This is a genomic window from Vibrio sp. AK197 (assembly GCF_053903115.1).
This window is the reverse complement of sequence record NZ_CP096430.1, coordinates 230,622-243,903: the sequence shown is the minus strand read 5'-3', so window position 1 is coordinate 243,903 and position 13,282 is coordinate 230,622. Positions and strand designations below refer to the sequence as shown.

The following is a 13,282-nucleotide window of genomic DNA, read 5'->3' as shown; positions in this document are numbered from 1 at the left end:
AGTAAGGGTTGGCTCACTCGTTAATTGAGGAAACAAACCGACAATGAAACGCTCTATCATCTATACGCTGATTCTCAGCGCCTGCATTACTAGCGCACCCAGCTATGCATTACTCACTTTTGGTAACAGTGACAGTAACGACAGCATTACGAGTGCATTGAATGGCGCGCTCAGCCAAGTCCAGAGTAATACCCAATTGACCTCACAACTCACTGAGCAGCTTGATGTCAGTCCAGCGCAAGCCGCAGGTGGTGCTGGTGCGCTATTAGCATTAGCTCAAAACCAACTCAGCGAGGAGAATAATCAAGAGTTAGGTCAGTTGATTCCAGGGATTGACCAACTTACAAGCTTGAACCTGAGTGGTAATAACAACCTACTTAGCAGCGTCGATTCTTTAAGTCAGGTCAATAAAGTATTTACGGAATTAGGATTGGACCCAGCGATGATTACTCAATTTGCTCCTGTTGTACTTCAGTACTTGAGCCAACAAGATGCGAGCAGTGACCTGATTGGTGCGCTAAGTAGCCTGTGGAAAAGTTAAAAACTTGGGGAATGGGAAAACAAAAAAGCCGAGCTTTCGCTCGGCTTTTTTAGATTACGAACTGATTACTCAGCAGCTTCTTCAGCAGCTGGGCGATCAACAAGCTCAATGAAAGCCATTGGAGCTTTATCGCCAGCACGGAAGCCAGCTTTTAGGATACGTGTATAACCGCCCTGACGAGCAGCAAAACGTGGACCTAGTTCGTTGAATAGTTTTGCAACGACTTCGTTGTCACGAGTACGAGCAAATGCTAGACGACGGTTAGCAACACTGTCTGTCTTAGCTAGTGTAATCAAAGGCTCAACGACGCGACGTAGCTCTTTTGCTTTTGGCAAAGTAGTCTTGATAACTTCATGACGTACTAGAGAGCTAGCCATGTTGCTGAACATCGCTTTGCGATGACTGCTGTTGCGGTTGAGTTGACGACCACTCTTACGATGGCGCATGACCTAATCCTTCTAACTAGTATCGATTAATCTTCAGCGATAGACGCTGGCGGCCAGTTTTCTAGGCGCATACCCAGAGACAAGCCACGTGATGCAAGTACGTCTTTAATCTCTGTAAGAGATTTTTTACCAAGGTTTGGCGTTTTAAGTAGCTCAACCTCAGTGCGCTGTACAAGATCACCGATGTAGTGAATCGCTTCTGCTTTCAAACAGTTAGCAGAGCGAACTGTTAGTTCAAGATCGTCTACAGGACGCAGTAGGATCGGATCGAATTCAGGCTTCTCTTCTTTCTCTTCTGGAACTCGTACATCACGTAGATCTACGAACGCATCCAATTGCTCAGCAAGCACTGTTGCTGCACGACGGATAGCTTCCTCAGGTTCAAGAGTACCGTTCGTTTCCATATCGATGACTAGCTTATCTAAGTCAGTACGCTGCTCTACACGAGCCGCTTCAACTGAGTAAGCGATTTTATCTACTGGGCTGTAAGTTGCGTCAACCAGTAGGCGACCAATAGGACGCTCATCTTCTTCAGTATGGATACGAGCTGAAGCCGGAACATAACCACGACCACGTTCTACTTTGATACGCATTGCGATCTCAGCGTTGTCATCAGTTAGGTGACAAATAACGTGTTCAGGGTTAGCGATCTCTACATCACCATCATGGGTGATGTCACCTGCAACCACAGGGCCCGAGCCTGATTTGTTCAGCGTAATGTACACTTCATCTTTGCCTTCGGCAACGCGCACAGCCAAACCTTTCAGGTTAAGAAGAACCTCAAGAATATCTTCTTGAACGCCTTCTTTCGTGCTGTATTCGTGTAGAACGCCTTCAATCTCTACTTCTGTTACCGCACAACCCGGCATAGAAGATAGGAGAATACGGCGAAGTGCATTACCCAGAGTATGGCCAAAACCACGCTCTAACGGCTCAAGAGTTACTTTTGCGTGAGTCGTGCTGATCTGTTCGATGTCAACAAGACGTGGCTTAAGAAATTCTGTTACAGAACCCTGCATTGTGTCCTCTCTTTAGTTTAAACCTTACTTAGAGTAAAGCTCGACGATCAATTGTTCGTTGATGTCAGCTGATAGATCAGAACGTTCAGGCATACGCTTGAAAGTACCTTCCATCTTACCGGCATCTACTTCAATCCAAGTTGGTTTTTCGCGTTGTTCTGCAACTTCTAGAGCTGCTTTGATACGAGCTTGAGTTTTAGCTTTCTCACGAATAGAAACAACGTCATTAGCCGCAACTTTGAAAGAAGGAACGTTTACAACTTTACCGTTAACTAGGATAGCTTTGTGGCTAACTAGTTGGCGTGCTTCTGCGCGAGTTGCGCCGTAGCCCATGCGGTAAACTACGTTATCAAGACGACCTTCAAGAAGTTGAAGTAGGTTTTCACCAGTATTGCCTTTTATACGAGCTGCTTCTTTGTAGTAGTTACGGAATTGTTTTTCTAGAACGCCATACATACGACGAACTTTTTGCTTCTCACGAAGCTGAACGCCATATTCAGATAGACGACCGCGACGAGCGCCGTGTACACCTGGGGCGTTATCAATTTTACACTTGGTATCGATCGCGCGAACACCAGACTTAAGGAACAAGTCAGTGCCTTCGCGACGGCTAAGCTTCAGCTTAGGACCCAAATATCTTGCCATGATCTTTCTCCAATCTTCCCAGAAACGTTAAACGCGACGTTTCTTAGGCGGACGACAACCGTTATGAGGGATAGGAGTCGCGTCAACAATGTTTGTGATGCGGAAACCTGCGGCGTTCAGAGCGCGAACAGTAGATTCACGGCCTGGACCAGGACCCTTAACCATAACTTCCAAGTTCTTTAGACCGTATTCTTTAGCCATTTCAGCACAACGCTCAGCAGCAACCTGTGCAGCGAACGGAGTTGACTTACGAGAACCACGGAAACCGGAACCACCTGCTGTAGCCCAAGCTAGAGCATTACCTTGACGGTCAGTGATAGTCACGATTGTGTTATTGAAAGATGCATGGATGTGCGCTACGCCATCAGCAACTTGCTTGCGTACGCGCTTACGAGCGCGTGTTGGTTGTTTAGCCATTGTACTCTACCTTCCCGATTATTTCTTGATCGGCTTGCGCGGACCCTTACGGGTGCGAGCGTTGGTTTTAGTACGCTGTCCACGTAGTGGTAGACTGCGACGATGACGAAGACCACGGTAACAACCAAGGTCCATCAGACGCTTGATATTCATGGAAACTTCACGACGTAGATCACCCTCTACAGTGTACTTAGCTACACCATCACGCAGTTGATTGATCTGCTCTTCAGTTAGTTCACTGATCTTAACATTTTCAGCAATACCCACTTCAGCTAGGATAGCTTGAGAGCGAGTTTTACCGATACCGTAGATCGCAGTTAGCGCGATTACAGCGTGTTTTTGATCAGGAATGTTAATGCCTGCTATACGGGCCACTATTCACTCCTAGTACTTTAAATAAAGAAATCAACCACAACAAAGCCCGTTGAGGATACGTTGCGGTTACTACTTCTTTTGCACGCAAAAGGTAGGCCGAGGAATATACTCGACACTACCTTATATTTCAAGTAAAAATTTCTGCTGCTTAGCCTTGGCGCTGTTTATGCTTTGGCTCACTGCAAATCACGCGAACAACACCGTTACGCTTGATAACTTTACAGTTACGGCAGATTTTTTTAACGGAAGCACGAACTTTCATTGCTAAACTCCGTAAATGGAATCTGATGCTTTGATCGTATTAACGACCGTAGCCTTTCAGATTTGCCTTTTTCAACACAGAATCATACTGTTGAGACATCATATGAGTCTGTACCTGTGCCATAAAGTCCATAATCACGACCACTACGATAAGTAGTGATGTTCCGCCGAAGTAGAAACGAACGTTCCACGCGACCATCATGAACTCTGGAATCAGACAGATAAAAGTAATATACAGCGCACCCGCTAGGGTTAAACGTGTCATCACTTTATCAATGTACTTGGCTGTCTGCTCACCTGGGCGGATTCCGGGTACGAATGCACCAGACTTCTTCAAGTTATCTGCTGTTTCACGAGGGTTGAAAACCAACGCCGTGTAGAAGAAACAGAAGAAAATAATTGCTGCAGCATAAAGCATTACATACAACGGTTGACCTGGGCTAAGAGCCAAAGACACATCAGTTAACCAACCAAATGTGCTGCTCTCACCGTTCTGGCCGAACCATTGAGCCAATGTTCCTGGGAACAAGATAATACTAGATGCAAAAATCGCTGGGATCACGCCTGCCATATTAATTTTTAATGGTAGGTGTGTACTTTGCGCTGCAAAAACCTTACGACCTTGTTGACGTTTTGCATAGTTAACGACGATTCGACGCTGACCACGCTCCATGAAAACAACGAAATAGATTACTGCAAACGCAACAACAGCGATTAATAGCAGAAGAAGCACATGCAATTCACCTTGACGCGCTTGCTCGATTGTTTGACCGATTGCAGAAGGCAACCCAGCAACAATACCTGCAAAAATAAGTAACGAAATACCGTTACCAATTCCTCGCTCTGTGATTTGTTCACCTAACCACATTAAGAACATGGTGCCAGTTACTAAACTCACGGTTGCAATTAGCGTAAACATGGTTTGGTTGATAACAACCAGATTGTCGACCATGTTTGGTAGGCCAGTTGCGATACCTATTGCTTGGAATGTTGCAAGTACAAGCGTGCCGTAGCGCGTATATTGGCTTATCTTACGACGGCCTGCTTCACCCTCTTTCTTGAGCTCCGCTAACGCTGGATGAACTACAGTCAACAATTGGACAACAATAGAAGCCGAAATATACGGCATGATGCCCAATGCGAAAATAGATGCACGCGAAAGAGCACCACCAGAGAACATGTTAAACATTTCAATGATGGTACCTTTTTGCTGTTCGAACAAATCGGCAAGTACAGCAGCGTCAATACCAGGAATCGGCACAAAAGAGCCTGCTCGGAAAACTAAAAGTGCACCTAATACGAATAATAAGCGCGACTTCAATTCACTCAAGCCGCTTTGAGCACTACGAAAATCTTGTCCTGGTTTCTTAGCCATCTGTACCTCAATCCTCGAGATTATTCCTCGATTTTACCGCCTGCAGCTTCGATTGCAGCTTTAGCGCCTTTAGTTACGCGTAGACCTTTAACAGTCACTGCTTTGTTGATTTCACCTGAAAGAACAACTTTAACAAATTCGATGTTCTTAGTGACAACGTTAGCAGCTTTAAGGCTGTTTAGATCAACAACATCACCTGTTACTTTCGCTAGCTCACCTAGACGAACTTCAGCAGACACTAGGCTCTTACGAGAAGTGAAACCGAATTTAGGTAGACGTTGTTTCAAAGGCATTTGACCACCTTCAAAACCTGGACGGACACTGCCGCCAGAACGCGATTTTTGACCTTTGTGGCCACGGCCACCGGTTTTACCAAGGCCCGAACCGATACCACGACCTAAACGCTTCTTAGAAGGTTTAGAGCCCGCAGCCGGTGATAGAGTATTCAAACGCATTCTGATTACTCCTCAACTTTAACCATGTAGTAAACCTTGTTGATCATACCGCGTACGCACGGAGTATCTTCAAGTTCTACTGTGTGGTTGATTTTACGAAGGCCCAGACCGCGCAAAGTAGCTTTGTGCTTCGGTAGGCGACCAATTGAGCTTTTAGTTTGAGTTACTTTAATAGTTGCCATGGTGTTCTTACTCCGAAATAGATTCAACAGTTAGACCACGTTTAGCAGCAACCATTTCTGGCGACTTCACACTACCTAGCGCATCGATCGTTGCACGAACGATGTTGATAGGGTTCGTAGAACCGTATGCTTTAGATAGTACGTTGTGTACGCCAGCAACTTCAAGAACTGCACGCATCGCACCACCTGCGATTACACCAGTACCTTCTGTCGCAGGCTGCATGTAAACTTTAGAGCCCGAATGGCGACCTTTCACTGGGTGGTGAAGTGTGCCTTCGTTAAGCGCGATAGTAGTCATGTTACGACGCGCTTTTTCCATTGCTTTTTGAATCGCAGCAGGTACTTCACGGGCTTTACCGTAACCGAAACCTACACGACCATTACCATCACCAACTACTGTTAGTGCAGTAAAGCTCATGATTCGACCACCTTTAACCGTTTTAGAAACACGGTTAACAGCGATTAGCTTTTCTTGCAAATCATTAGCTTGTTGTTGTTCTTTAGCCATCTTCCAACCCTACCTTAGAATTTCAGACCAGCTTCGCGAGCAGATTCTGCTAGCGCCGCTACTCGACCGTGGTATTGGAAACCAGAACGATCGAATGCAACTGCAGTTACGCCTTTTTCAAGAGCGCGCTCAGCAATAGCTTTACCTACTGCTTTAGCAGCATCGATGTTACCGGTGTATTTCAATTGCTCACGGATCGCTTTTTCTACAGTAGAAGCTGAAACGATAACCTCTGAGCCGTTTGATGCGATAACCTGAGCGTACACGTGACGCGGAGTACGGTGTACTACTAGGCGAGTTGCACCCAGTTCTGCAATCTTACGACGTGCGCGTGTAGCACGACGGATGCGAGATGCTTTCTTATCCATAGTGTTACCTTACTTCTTCTTAGCTTCTTTAGTACGCACATTTTCATCTGCGTAACGAACACCTTTACCTTTGTAAGGCTCAGGCTCACGATAAGAACGAATATCCGCAGCAACTTGACCGACTAGTTGTTTATCACAACCAGTTACAACGATCTCAGTTTGGCTTGGACACTCAGCTTTAATACCCGCTGGCAATTCATGCTCAACTGGGTGAGAGAAGCCTAGAGTTAGAGAAACAGCGTTGCCTTTAATAGCAGCACGGTAACCTACACCCTTAAGAGTAAGCTTCTTAGTAAAGCCTTCAGTAACACCCACAACCATGTTGTTTACTAGTGCACGAGCAGTACCTGCTTGTGCCCATGCATTAACAACACCTTCGCGTGGACCGAAAGTCAGGTTATTTTCTTCCTGAGAAACTACGACAGCGTTGTTAAGAACGCGTGATAGTTCACCTTTCGCACCTTTTACAGTGATTTCTTGGCCATTCAGTTTCACCTCTACGCCAGCTGGAATAGCGACAGGTGCTTTAGCAACACGAGACATATTCTACTCCTTAAGCTACGTAGCAAAGAATTTCACCACCAAGGCCTGCTTTACGTGCAGCACGGTCAGACATAAGACCTTTGGAAGTTGAAACGATGGCAACACCAAGTCCACCCATCACAGATGGTAGCTCGCCTTTTTTCTTATAGACGCGCAGACCTGGACGAGAAACACGTTTTAGTTGCTCGATTACTGGTTTCGCTTGGAAGTACTTAAGAGTAACTTCTAGCTCAGGTTTTTCTTCGCCTTCAACAGCGAAGTCAGTGATGTAACCTTCAGCTTTTAATAGTGCAGCAATTGCAACTTTAAGCTTTGAAGAAGGCATCTTAACAGCAACTTTATCTGCTGCCTGACCGTTACGAATGCGGGTCAGCATATCCGAAATCGGATCTTGCATGCTCATATGTATTACTCCAAATGATTAAGTGGCAATTACCAGCTAGCCTTACGAAGTCCAGGAATCTCGCCTTTCATGCAAGCTTCACGAACTTTGATACGGCTTAGACCGAATTTACGTAGGTAACCGTGTGGACGACCAGTTTGGTTGCAACGGTTGCGCTGACGTGACGCACTTGAATCACGTGGAAGAGTTTGCAGTTTAAGAACTGCGTTCCAACGGTCTTCTTCAGATGCATTAACATCGCTGATAGTAGCTTTTAGCGCAGCACGCTTTTCAGCGAACTTAGCTACTAGCTTCGCACGTTTTGCTTCACGTGCTTTCATTGAATTTTTAGCCATAACAGTAACCCTTCACCTTACTTACGGAATGGGAAGTTAAAGGCAGCCAGCAGAGCACGGCCTTCCTCATCAGTACCAGCAGACGTCGTAATAGTGATGTCTAGACCGCGTACTCGATCAACTTTATCAAAGTCGATTTCCGGGAAGATGATTTGCTCGCGAACGCCCATGCTATAGTTACCGCGTCCGTCAAAAGACTTAGCGCTAACACCACGGAAGTCACGTACACGTGGAAGTGCAATAGAGATTAAACGCTCTAAGAAATCCCACATACGTTCGCCACGTAAGGTTACTTTACAACCAATTGGGTAGCCTTCACGAATTTTGAAACCTGCTACAGATTTACGCGCTTTAGTAACAAGTGGCTTTTGACCAGAGATCGTTGCCATGTCCGCTGCTGCGTTTTCTAGAAGTTTCTTATCGTTGATTGCTTCACCAACGCCCATGTTTAGGGTGATTTTCTCAATCCTAGGGACTTGCATGACGCTTGTGTAGCTGAATTGTTTGGTCAATTCAGCGACTACAGACGACTTGTAGTAATCATGCAGTTTCGCCATAGTAGAACTCCAAATTACTTAATTGTTTCGCCGTTAGACTTGAAGAAACGCACTTTTTTGCCTTCTTCAAAACGGAAACCGATACGGTCCGCTTTACCAGTTGCTGCGTTGAAAATTGCAACGTTAGAAACATCAATAGCTGCTTCTTGCTCAACGATACCGCCTTGGATACCTAGAGCTGGAACAGGTTTTTGGTGCTTCTTAACTAGATTGATACCTTCAACGATAACTTTACCAGTTGCGAGAACCTTGTTTACTTTACCTTTCTTGCCTTTATCTTTACCAGCAAGAACGATTACTTCGTCATTACGACGGATTTTAGCTGCCATCTTTACGTGCTCCTTACAGAACTTCTGGAGCCAGTGAAACAATTTTCATGAATTTCGCATTACGAAGTTCACGAGTCACTGGACCAAAGATACGTGTACCGACTGGTTGCTCAGTTGTGTTGTTCAACAATACGCAAGCATTTCGGTCGAAGCGAATGACAGAACCGTCTGGACGACGTACGCCTTTACGGGTGCGAACTACCACCGCCTTCAGTACATCACCTTTTTTAACTTTACCGCGTGGAATTGCTTCCTTAACAGTAACTTTGATGATGTCACCGATGTGTGCATAACGACGGTGAGAGCCACCCAGAACCTTAATACACATTACGCTGCGAGCGCCTGAGTTATCAGCTGCGTCCAGCATACTTTGCATTTGGATCATGTTAGTGCTCCGCTAAATATTAAAACTAGACCCATCTCGGGTCGGGCTGCCTCTTTAAAAGGGACGCGAATTGTACCACCCTTTTTTGAGATTGGGTAGTCAAAAAATAAACGGCTCCAAAAAAGTCTTGGAGCCGCTTTCTTTATCGTAGATAAACCGAGATTAAATCTTCGCTTTTTCTACAACGCGTACCAATGCCCAAGATTTTTTCTTAGACAGTGGACGACATTCACTGATCTCAACTGTGTCGCCAATGCCACACTCGTTGTTTTCATCGTGGGCGTGCAGTTTAGTCGTTTTACGTACGAACTTCCCGTAGATTGGGTGTTTTACGAAACGATCAATTGCAACTACGATAGACTTGTCCATCTTGTCGCTAACGACACGACCTTGTTGAGTACGAATTTTGTCGCTCATTATGCGCCTGCCTTCTCAGTCAAAACAGTTTTCACACGTGCGATATCGCGGCGTACAGCTTTCAGAGTATGAGTTTGCTGTAGTTGACCAGTCGCAGCTTGCATACGCAAGTTGAACTGTTCACGAAGCAAATTCAATAGTTCTGCATTAAGCTCTTCAACGCTTTTTTCGCGTAAATCTAGTGCTTTCATCACATCACCTGCTTAGTTACAAAAGTAGTTTTGAATGGCAGTTTACGAGCCGCTAGGCGGAACGCTTCACGTGCCAACTCTTCAGGTACACCGTCCATTTCGTACATAACCTTACCAGGTTGGATTTGGGCTACCCAGTACTCAACGTTACCTTTACCCTTACCTTGACGAACTTCTAGTGGTTTTTCTGTGATAGGTTTGTCTGGGAATACACGAATCCAGATTTTACCTTGACGCTTAACGTGACGTGTCATCGCACGACGTGCCGCTTCGATCTGGCGAGCAGTAAGACGACCACGACCAACAGCTTTCAAGCCGTATGTGCCGAAGCTTACGTCTGTACCTTTTGCTAGACCACGGTTGCGACCAGTATGAACCTTACGGAACTTAGTACGTTTAGGTTGTAGCATCTGTCGACTCCTTACTTACGGCCTTTGCGCTGCTTCTTAGGCTTGTCGCCTTTAGGCTCTACAGCGTTAGCTGCTGGCATACCGCCTAGGATCTCACCTTTGAAGATCCAAGTTTTAATGCCGATTACACCGTATTGAGTGTGAGCCGAAGAAGTTGCGTAATCAATGTCAGCACGTAGAGTATGTAGAGGCACACGGCCTTCACGATACCACTCAGAACGTGCAATTTCAGCGCCGCCTAGACGACCGCTTACTTCCACTTTGATACCTTTAGCACCTAGACGCATTGCGTTTTGTACCGCACGCTTCATAGCACGACGGAACATTACACGACGCTCTAGCTGAGACGCGATGCTGTCACCCACAAGTTGTGCGTCCAGCTCAGGTTTACGTACTTCAGCGATGTTAATTTGCGCTGGTACACCTGCAATTTTCGCAACAGCTGTGCGTAGTTTCTCTACATCTTCACCTTTCTTACCGATAACAACGCCTGGACGAGCAGTGTGAATAGTCACACGGATACTCTTAGCAGGACGCTCGATAACGATGCGTGATAAAGATGCTTTTTGTAGTTCCTTAGTAAGGAACTGACGTACCTTGAAGTCGCCGTCTAGGTTGTCAGCGAAATCTTTGGTGTTAGCAAACCATGTAGCATTCCAAGGCTTAACGATGCCTAGACGAATACCATTTGGATGTACTTTTTGACCCATTGCTTACTCTCCTAGTCTCTTAGCGATCTGCTACAACAACAGTGATGTGGCTTGAACGCTTCAAGATACGATCCGCACGACCTTTTGCACGAGGCATAATACGCTTCATGGTTGGGCCTTCATCTACGAAGATTTTAGCGACTGATAGATCGTCGATATCCGCACCTTCGTTGTGCTCCGCGTTCGCGATTGCTGACTCAAGAACTTTCTTAACTAGTTCAGCCGCTTTTTTGTTGCTGAAAGTTAAGATTTCTAGAGCTTGGTCAACAGATTTTCCACGAATTTGATCCGCAACTAAGCGAGCTTTCTGAGGCGAAATGCGAGCAAAGTTATGTTTAGCTAATGCTTCCATTTATTTACTCCTTAGCGCTTCTTCGCTTTCTTATCCGCAGCGTGACCGCGGTAAGTGCGTGTTGGTGCGAATTCACCCAGTTTGTGACCAATCATTTCATCGGTAACGAAAACTGGAACGTGCTGACGACCATTATGGACAGCGATGGTCAAACCAATCATTGATGGAATGATCATTGAACGACGGGACCAAGTCTTAATAGGCTTTTTGTCTCCGCTTTCCACCGCTTTCTCTACCTTCTTCAGCAAGTGTAGGTCAATAAATGGACCTTTCTTGAGAGAACGTGGCATGGCTTATCCTCTTATATAGATTACTTATTACGACGACGTACGATGTACTTGTCGGTGCGTTTGTTCTTACGGGTCTTAAAGCCTTTAGTAGGCATACCCCAAGGAGATACTGGGTGACGACCACCAGAAGTACGGCCTTCACCACCACCGTGTGGGTGGTCTACTGGGTTCATTACCACACCGCGAACGGTAGGACGAACACCGCGCCAACGGCTAGCACCAGCTTTACCTAGTTCACGTAGCATGTGCTCTGCATTGCCAACTTCACCGATTGTTGCACGGCCTTCAGAAAGCACTTTGCGCATTTCGCCAGAACGTAGACGGATAGTTACGTAAGAACCATCACGCGCTACTAACTGTGCGTATGCACCAGCAGAACGAGCTAGCTGAGCACCTTTACCAGGTTTAAGCTCAACGTTGTGAATAGTAGAACCTACAGGGATGTTACGCATTGGCAAAGCGTTACCCGCTTTGATAGGCGCATCAACACCAGACTGGATTGCATCACCAGCTTGGATACCTTTAGGTGCAATGATGTAACGACGTTCACCGTCTGCATAAAGCACTAGTGCAATGTTTGCACTACGGTTTGGATCGTACTCGATACGCTCAACTTTCGCTGGGATACCGTCTTTAGTACGTTTAAAGTCGATTACACGGTAGTGATGTTTGTGGCCACCACCGATGTGACGTACTGTAATACGACCGTTGTTATTACGACCACCATTCTTAGAGTTTTTCTCTAGAAGAGGTGCGTAAGGCTTACCTTTATATAGGTCAGCGTTAACAACTTTAACAACGTGACGACGACCAGCCGAAGTCGGCTTACATTTAACAATAGCCATTTTTCAACTACTCCTGTTATTCCGCGCCGCCAACGAAGTCAAGGTCTTGACCTTCTTTCAAAGTAACGTACGCTTTCTTAACGTCTGAACGACGACCTTGGCGTAGACCTTGACGTTTGGTCTTACCCTTAGTGATAAGGGTGTTTACAGACTTAACTTCAACTTCAAATAGCTTTTCTACAGCTGCTTTGATCTCTTTCTTAGTTGCATCTTTAGCTACTTTAAACACGATAGTGTTTGCTTTTTCAGCAGCCATAGTTGCTTTTTCAGAGATGTGCGGAGCACGTAGAACTTTTAGGATACGCTCTTCAGTGATCATGCTAGCATCTCCTCAACTTGCTTAACTGCGTCTGCAGTCATTAGAACCTTGTCAAATGCGATTAGGCTTACTGGGTCGATACCAGCAACGTCACGCACGTCAACTTTGTATAGGTTGCGAGCAGCTAAGAATAGATTCTCGTCTACTTCACCAGTAACAATAAGAACATCGCTTAGCTCAAGATCTTTAAGCTTAGAAACAAGTTCTTTTGTTTTTGGTGCTTCTACTGAGAAGTTATCAACAACGATTAGACGCTCTTGACGAACTAGCTCAGAGAAAATGCTTTTCATAGCACCGCGGTACATTTTTTTGTTTACTTTTTGGCTGTGATCTTGTGGTTTCGCAGCAAAAGTAACACCACCTGTACGCCAGATTGGGCTACGAATAGTACCAGCACGTGCACGGCCAGTACCTTTTTGACGCCATGGCTTAGCGCCACCGCCAGAAACTTCTGAACGTGTTTTTTGAGCACGAGTACCTTGACGAGCACCTGCTGCGTACGCAACAACTACTTGATGAACAAGAGCTTCGTTGAACTCACGTCCGAAAGTAGTTTCGGAAACAGTTAGTGCATCAGCACCTTTAACCATCAATTCCATTACTT

General features: G+C 45.7%; 27 protein-coding genes. 1 reads left to right on the top strand and 26 read right to left on the bottom strand.

All coding sequences use genetic code 11. From position 1 onward, the window contains the following. Positions 1–43 precede the first annotated feature (43 nt). Complete coding sequence (locus M1D72_RS08340) at positions 44–541, top strand: DUF2780 domain-containing protein (RefSeq protein ID WP_456296585.1); 498 nt, start codon at positions 44–46, stop codon at positions 539–541. Positions 542–606: 65 nt separating this feature from the next. Here the strand turns inward: M1D72_RS08340 and rplQ are convergent, their stop codons facing one another. The 26 genes from rplQ to rplD all read right to left on the bottom strand — a co-directional run bounded on the left by rplQ (position 607) and on the right by rplD (position 13,277). Then, on the bottom strand, positions 607–987 hold the full coding sequence (gene rplQ, locus M1D72_RS08335) for a 50S ribosomal protein L17 (protein ID WP_093278381.1): 381 nt from the start codon (positions 985–987) through the stop codon (positions 607–609). A 26-nt stretch (positions 988–1,013) separates the two neighbouring features. After that, on the bottom strand, positions 1,014–2,006 hold the full coding sequence (locus M1D72_RS08330) for a DNA-directed RNA polymerase subunit alpha (protein WP_390196542.1): 993 nt from the start codon (positions 2,004–2,006) through the stop codon (positions 1,014–1,016). Positions 2,007–2,030: 24 nt separating this feature from the next. Then, positions 2,031–2,651, bottom strand: a complete 621-nt coding sequence (gene rpsD, locus M1D72_RS08325; RefSeq protein WP_390196539.1) for a 30S ribosomal protein S4 — start codon at positions 2,649–2,651, stop codon at positions 2,031–2,033. Between the two features lie 27 nt (positions 2,652–2,678). Next, positions 2,679–3,068 carry a 30S ribosomal protein S11 gene (gene rpsK, locus M1D72_RS08320; RefSeq protein WP_001118870.1) on the bottom strand — a complete coding sequence of 130 codons (390 nt, stop codon included), beginning with the start codon at positions 3,066–3,068 and terminating at the stop codon, positions 2,679–2,681. 18 nt (positions 3,069–3,086) lie between these two features. After that, the gene (rpsM, locus tag M1D72_RS08315; protein ID WP_390196534.1) at positions 3,087–3,443 is read right to left on the bottom strand and encodes a 30S ribosomal protein S13; all 357 of its coding nucleotides are present in this window, start codon (positions 3,441–3,443) and stop codon (positions 3,087–3,089) included. A gap of 148 nt (positions 3,444–3,591) precedes the next feature. Beyond that, positions 3,592–3,705: a 50S ribosomal protein L36 gene (rpmJ, locus tag M1D72_RS08310; protein ID WP_000868186.1), complete on the bottom strand. Its 114-nt coding sequence runs from the start codon at positions 3,703–3,705 to the stop codon at positions 3,592–3,594. Positions 3,706–3,744: 39 nt separating this feature from the next. Then, on the bottom strand, positions 3,745–5,079 hold the full coding sequence (secY, locus tag M1D72_RS08305; RefSeq protein WP_390196531.1) for a preprotein translocase subunit SecY: 1,335 nt from the start codon (positions 5,077–5,079) through the stop codon (positions 3,745–3,747). 20 nt (positions 5,080–5,099) lie between these two features. Then, the gene (gene rplO / locus M1D72_RS08300) at positions 5,100–5,534 is read right to left on the bottom strand and encodes a 50S ribosomal protein L15 (RefSeq protein ID WP_390196529.1); all 435 of its coding nucleotides are present in this window, start codon (positions 5,532–5,534) and stop codon (positions 5,100–5,102) included. Positions 5,535–5,539: 5 nt separating this feature from the next. Further along, positions 5,540–5,716 (bottom strand): 50S ribosomal protein L30, encoded by a 177-nt coding sequence (gene rpmD, locus M1D72_RS08295; RefSeq protein ID WP_000201159.1) that lies wholly within the window; start codon positions 5,714–5,716, stop codon positions 5,540–5,542. A 7-nt stretch (positions 5,717–5,723) separates the two neighbouring features. Continuing rightward, on the bottom strand, positions 5,724–6,224 hold the full coding sequence (gene rpsE, locus M1D72_RS08290; protein ID WP_390196476.1) for a 30S ribosomal protein S5: 501 nt from the start codon (positions 6,222–6,224) through the stop codon (positions 5,724–5,726). Between the two features lie 14 nt (positions 6,225–6,238). After that, positions 6,239–6,592 (bottom strand): 50S ribosomal protein L18, encoded by a 354-nt coding sequence (gene rplR / locus M1D72_RS08285; protein WP_390196473.1) that lies wholly within the window; start codon positions 6,590–6,592, stop codon positions 6,239–6,241. Positions 6,593–6,601: 9 nt separating this feature from the next. Then, complete coding sequence (gene rplF / locus M1D72_RS08280; RefSeq protein WP_456296584.1) at positions 6,602–7,135, bottom strand: 50S ribosomal protein L6; 534 nt, start codon at positions 7,133–7,135, stop codon at positions 6,602–6,604. 10 nt (positions 7,136–7,145) lie between these two features. Further along, a complete protein-coding gene (gene rpsH / locus M1D72_RS08275) occupies positions 7,146–7,538 on the bottom strand; it encodes a 30S ribosomal protein S8 (protein WP_390196467.1) in 393 nt (130 codons plus the stop codon). A gap of 29 nt (positions 7,539–7,567) precedes the next feature. Next, the gene (gene rpsN / locus M1D72_RS08270; RefSeq protein ID WP_093278401.1) at positions 7,568–7,873 is read right to left on the bottom strand and encodes a 30S ribosomal protein S14; all 306 of its coding nucleotides are present in this window, start codon (positions 7,871–7,873) and stop codon (positions 7,568–7,570) included. A gap of 17 nt (positions 7,874–7,890) precedes the next feature. Continuing rightward, complete coding sequence (gene rplE / locus M1D72_RS08265; protein ID WP_093278403.1) at positions 7,891–8,430, bottom strand: 50S ribosomal protein L5; 540 nt, start codon at positions 8,428–8,430, stop codon at positions 7,891–7,893. 14 nt (positions 8,431–8,444) lie between these two features. After that, the gene (rplX, locus tag M1D72_RS08260) at positions 8,445–8,759 is read right to left on the bottom strand and encodes a 50S ribosomal protein L24 (protein ID WP_093278405.1); all 315 of its coding nucleotides are present in this window, start codon (positions 8,757–8,759) and stop codon (positions 8,445–8,447) included. A gap of 13 nt (positions 8,760–8,772) precedes the next feature. Beyond that, positions 8,773–9,144, bottom strand: coding sequence for a 50S ribosomal protein L14 (gene rplN / locus M1D72_RS08255; protein WP_021704470.1), 372 nt, complete (start codon positions 9,142–9,144; stop codon positions 8,773–8,775). Positions 9,145–9,306: 162 nt separating this feature from the next. Beyond that, positions 9,307–9,561 carry a 30S ribosomal protein S17 gene (gene rpsQ / locus M1D72_RS08250; protein ID WP_456296583.1) on the bottom strand — a complete coding sequence of 85 codons (255 nt, stop codon included), beginning with the start codon at positions 9,559–9,561 and terminating at the stop codon, positions 9,307–9,309. Next, entirely contained in the window at positions 9,561–9,752 is a 192-nt protein-coding gene (gene rpmC / locus M1D72_RS08245) for a 50S ribosomal protein L29 (RefSeq protein ID WP_004398465.1), read from the bottom strand. Before rpmC ends, rpsQ begins: the two co-directional genes overlap by 1 nt. After that, positions 9,752–10,162, bottom strand: a complete 411-nt coding sequence (rplP, locus tag M1D72_RS08240) for a 50S ribosomal protein L16 (RefSeq protein WP_093278411.1) — start codon at positions 10,160–10,162, stop codon at positions 9,752–9,754. The genes rpmC and rplP overlap by 1 nt, the downstream gene beginning before the upstream one ends. Positions 10,163–10,173: 11 nt before the next feature. Beyond that, positions 10,174–10,872, bottom strand: a complete 699-nt coding sequence (gene rpsC / locus M1D72_RS08235) for a 30S ribosomal protein S3 (protein ID WP_038864899.1) — start codon at positions 10,870–10,872, stop codon at positions 10,174–10,176. A 19-nt stretch (positions 10,873–10,891) separates the two neighbouring features. Next, the gene (gene rplV, locus M1D72_RS08230; RefSeq protein WP_390196454.1) at positions 10,892–11,224 is read right to left on the bottom strand and encodes a 50S ribosomal protein L22; all 333 of its coding nucleotides are present in this window, start codon (positions 11,222–11,224) and stop codon (positions 10,892–10,894) included. An 11-nt stretch (positions 11,225–11,235) separates the two neighbouring features. Further along, positions 11,236–11,514, bottom strand: a complete 279-nt coding sequence (rpsS, locus tag M1D72_RS08225; protein WP_010318762.1) for a 30S ribosomal protein S19 — start codon at positions 11,512–11,514, stop codon at positions 11,236–11,238. A 20-nt stretch (positions 11,515–11,534) separates the two neighbouring features. Next, a complete protein-coding gene (gene rplB / locus M1D72_RS08220; protein ID WP_456296582.1) occupies positions 11,535–12,359 on the bottom strand; it encodes a 50S ribosomal protein L2 in 825 nt (274 codons plus the stop codon). A gap of 16 nt (positions 12,360–12,375) precedes the next feature. Further along, positions 12,376–12,678 carry a 50S ribosomal protein L23 gene (gene rplW, locus M1D72_RS08215; protein WP_004398471.1) on the bottom strand — a complete coding sequence of 101 codons (303 nt, stop codon included), beginning with the start codon at positions 12,676–12,678 and terminating at the stop codon, positions 12,376–12,378. Continuing rightward, entirely contained in the window at positions 12,675–13,277 is a 603-nt protein-coding gene (gene rplD / locus M1D72_RS08210; RefSeq protein ID WP_093278417.1) for a 50S ribosomal protein L4, read from the bottom strand. Before rplD ends, rplW begins: the two co-directional genes overlap by 4 nt. Between the last annotated feature and the right edge of the window lie 5 nt (positions 13,278–13,282).

Bases quoted from the DNA above. Each gene is read 5' to 3' on its own strand.
- M1D72_RS08340 (WP_456296585.1), top strand. From the start codon at position 44: ATGAAACGCTCTATCATCTATACGCTGATTCTCAGCGCCTGCATTACT.
- rplQ (WP_093278381.1), bottom strand. From the start codon at position 987: ATGCGCCATCGTAAGAGTGGTCGTCAACTCAACCGCAACAGCAGTCAT.
- M1D72_RS08330 (WP_390196542.1), bottom strand. From the start codon at position 2,006: ATGCAGGGTTCTGTAACAGAATTTCTTAAGCCACGTCTTGTTGACATC.
- rpsD (WP_390196539.1), bottom strand. From the start codon at position 2,651: ATGGCAAGATATTTGGGTCCTAAGCTGAAGCTTAGCCGTCGCGAAGGC.
- rpsK (WP_001118870.1), bottom strand. From the start codon at position 3,068: ATGGCTAAACAACCAACACGCGCTCGTAAGCGCGTACGCAAGCAAGTT.
- rpmJ (WP_000868186.1), bottom strand. From the start codon at position 3,705: ATGAAAGTTCGTGCTTCCGTTAAAAAAATCTGCCGTAACTGTAAAGTT.
- secY (WP_390196531.1), bottom strand. From the start codon at position 5,079: ATGGCTAAGAAACCAGGACAAGATTTTCGTAGTGCTCAAAGCGGCTTG.
- rplO (WP_390196529.1), bottom strand. From the start codon at position 5,534: ATGCGTTTGAATACTCTATCACCGGCTGCGGGCTCTAAACCTTCTAAG.
- rpmD (WP_000201159.1), bottom strand. From the start codon at position 5,716: ATGGCAACTATTAAAGTAACTCAAACTAAAAGCTCAATTGGTCGCCTA.
- rpsE (WP_390196476.1), bottom strand. From the start codon at position 6,224: ATGGCTAAAGAACAACAACAAGCTAATGATTTGCAAGAAAAGCTAATC.
- rplR (WP_390196473.1), bottom strand. From the start codon at position 6,592: ATGGATAAGAAAGCATCTCGCATCCGTCGTGCTACACGCGCACGTCGT.
- rplF (WP_456296584.1), bottom strand. From the start codon at position 7,135: ATGTCTCGTGTTGCTAAAGCACCTGTCGCTATTCCAGCTGGCGTAGAG.
- rpsH (WP_390196467.1), bottom strand. From the start codon at position 7,538: ATGAGCATGCAAGATCCGATTTCGGATATGCTGACCCGCATTCGTAAC.
- rpsN (WP_093278401.1), bottom strand. From the start codon at position 7,873: ATGGCTAAAAATTCAATGAAAGCACGTGAAGCAAAACGTGCGAAGCTA.
- rplE (WP_093278403.1), bottom strand. From the start codon at position 8,430: ATGGCGAAACTGCATGATTACTACAAGTCGTCTGTAGTCGCTGAATTG.
- rplX (WP_093278405.1), bottom strand. From the start codon at position 8,759: ATGGCAGCTAAAATCCGTCGTAATGACGAAGTAATCGTTCTTGCTGGT.
- rplN (WP_021704470.1), bottom strand. From the start codon at position 9,144: ATGATCCAAATGCAAAGTATGCTGGACGCAGCTGATAACTCAGGCGCT.
- rpsQ (WP_456296583.1), bottom strand. From the start codon at position 9,561: ATGAGCGACAAAATTCGTACTCAACAAGGTCGTGTCGTTAGCGACAAG.
- rpmC (WP_004398465.1), bottom strand. From the start codon at position 9,752: ATGAAAGCACTAGATTTACGCGAAAAAAGCGTTGAAGAGCTTAATGCA.
- rplP (WP_093278411.1), bottom strand. From the start codon at position 10,162: ATGCTACAACCTAAACGTACTAAGTTCCGTAAGGTTCATACTGGTCGC.
- rpsC (WP_038864899.1), bottom strand. From the start codon at position 10,872: ATGGGTCAAAAAGTACATCCAAATGGTATTCGTCTAGGCATCGTTAAG.
- rplV (WP_390196454.1), bottom strand. From the start codon at position 11,224: ATGGAAGCATTAGCTAAACATAACTTTGCTCGCATTTCGCCTCAGAAA.
- rpsS (WP_010318762.1), bottom strand. From the start codon at position 11,514: ATGCCACGTTCTCTCAAGAAAGGTCCATTTATTGACCTACACTTGCTG.
- rplB (WP_456296582.1), bottom strand. From the start codon at position 12,359: ATGGCTATTGTTAAATGTAAGCCGACTTCGGCTGGTCGTCGTCACGTT.
- rplW (WP_004398471.1), bottom strand. From the start codon at position 12,678: ATGATCACTGAAGAGCGTATCCTAAAAGTTCTACGTGCTCCGCACATC.
- rplD (WP_093278417.1), bottom strand. From the start codon at position 13,277: ATGGAATTGATGGTTAAAGGTGCTGATGCACTAACTGTTTCCGAAACT.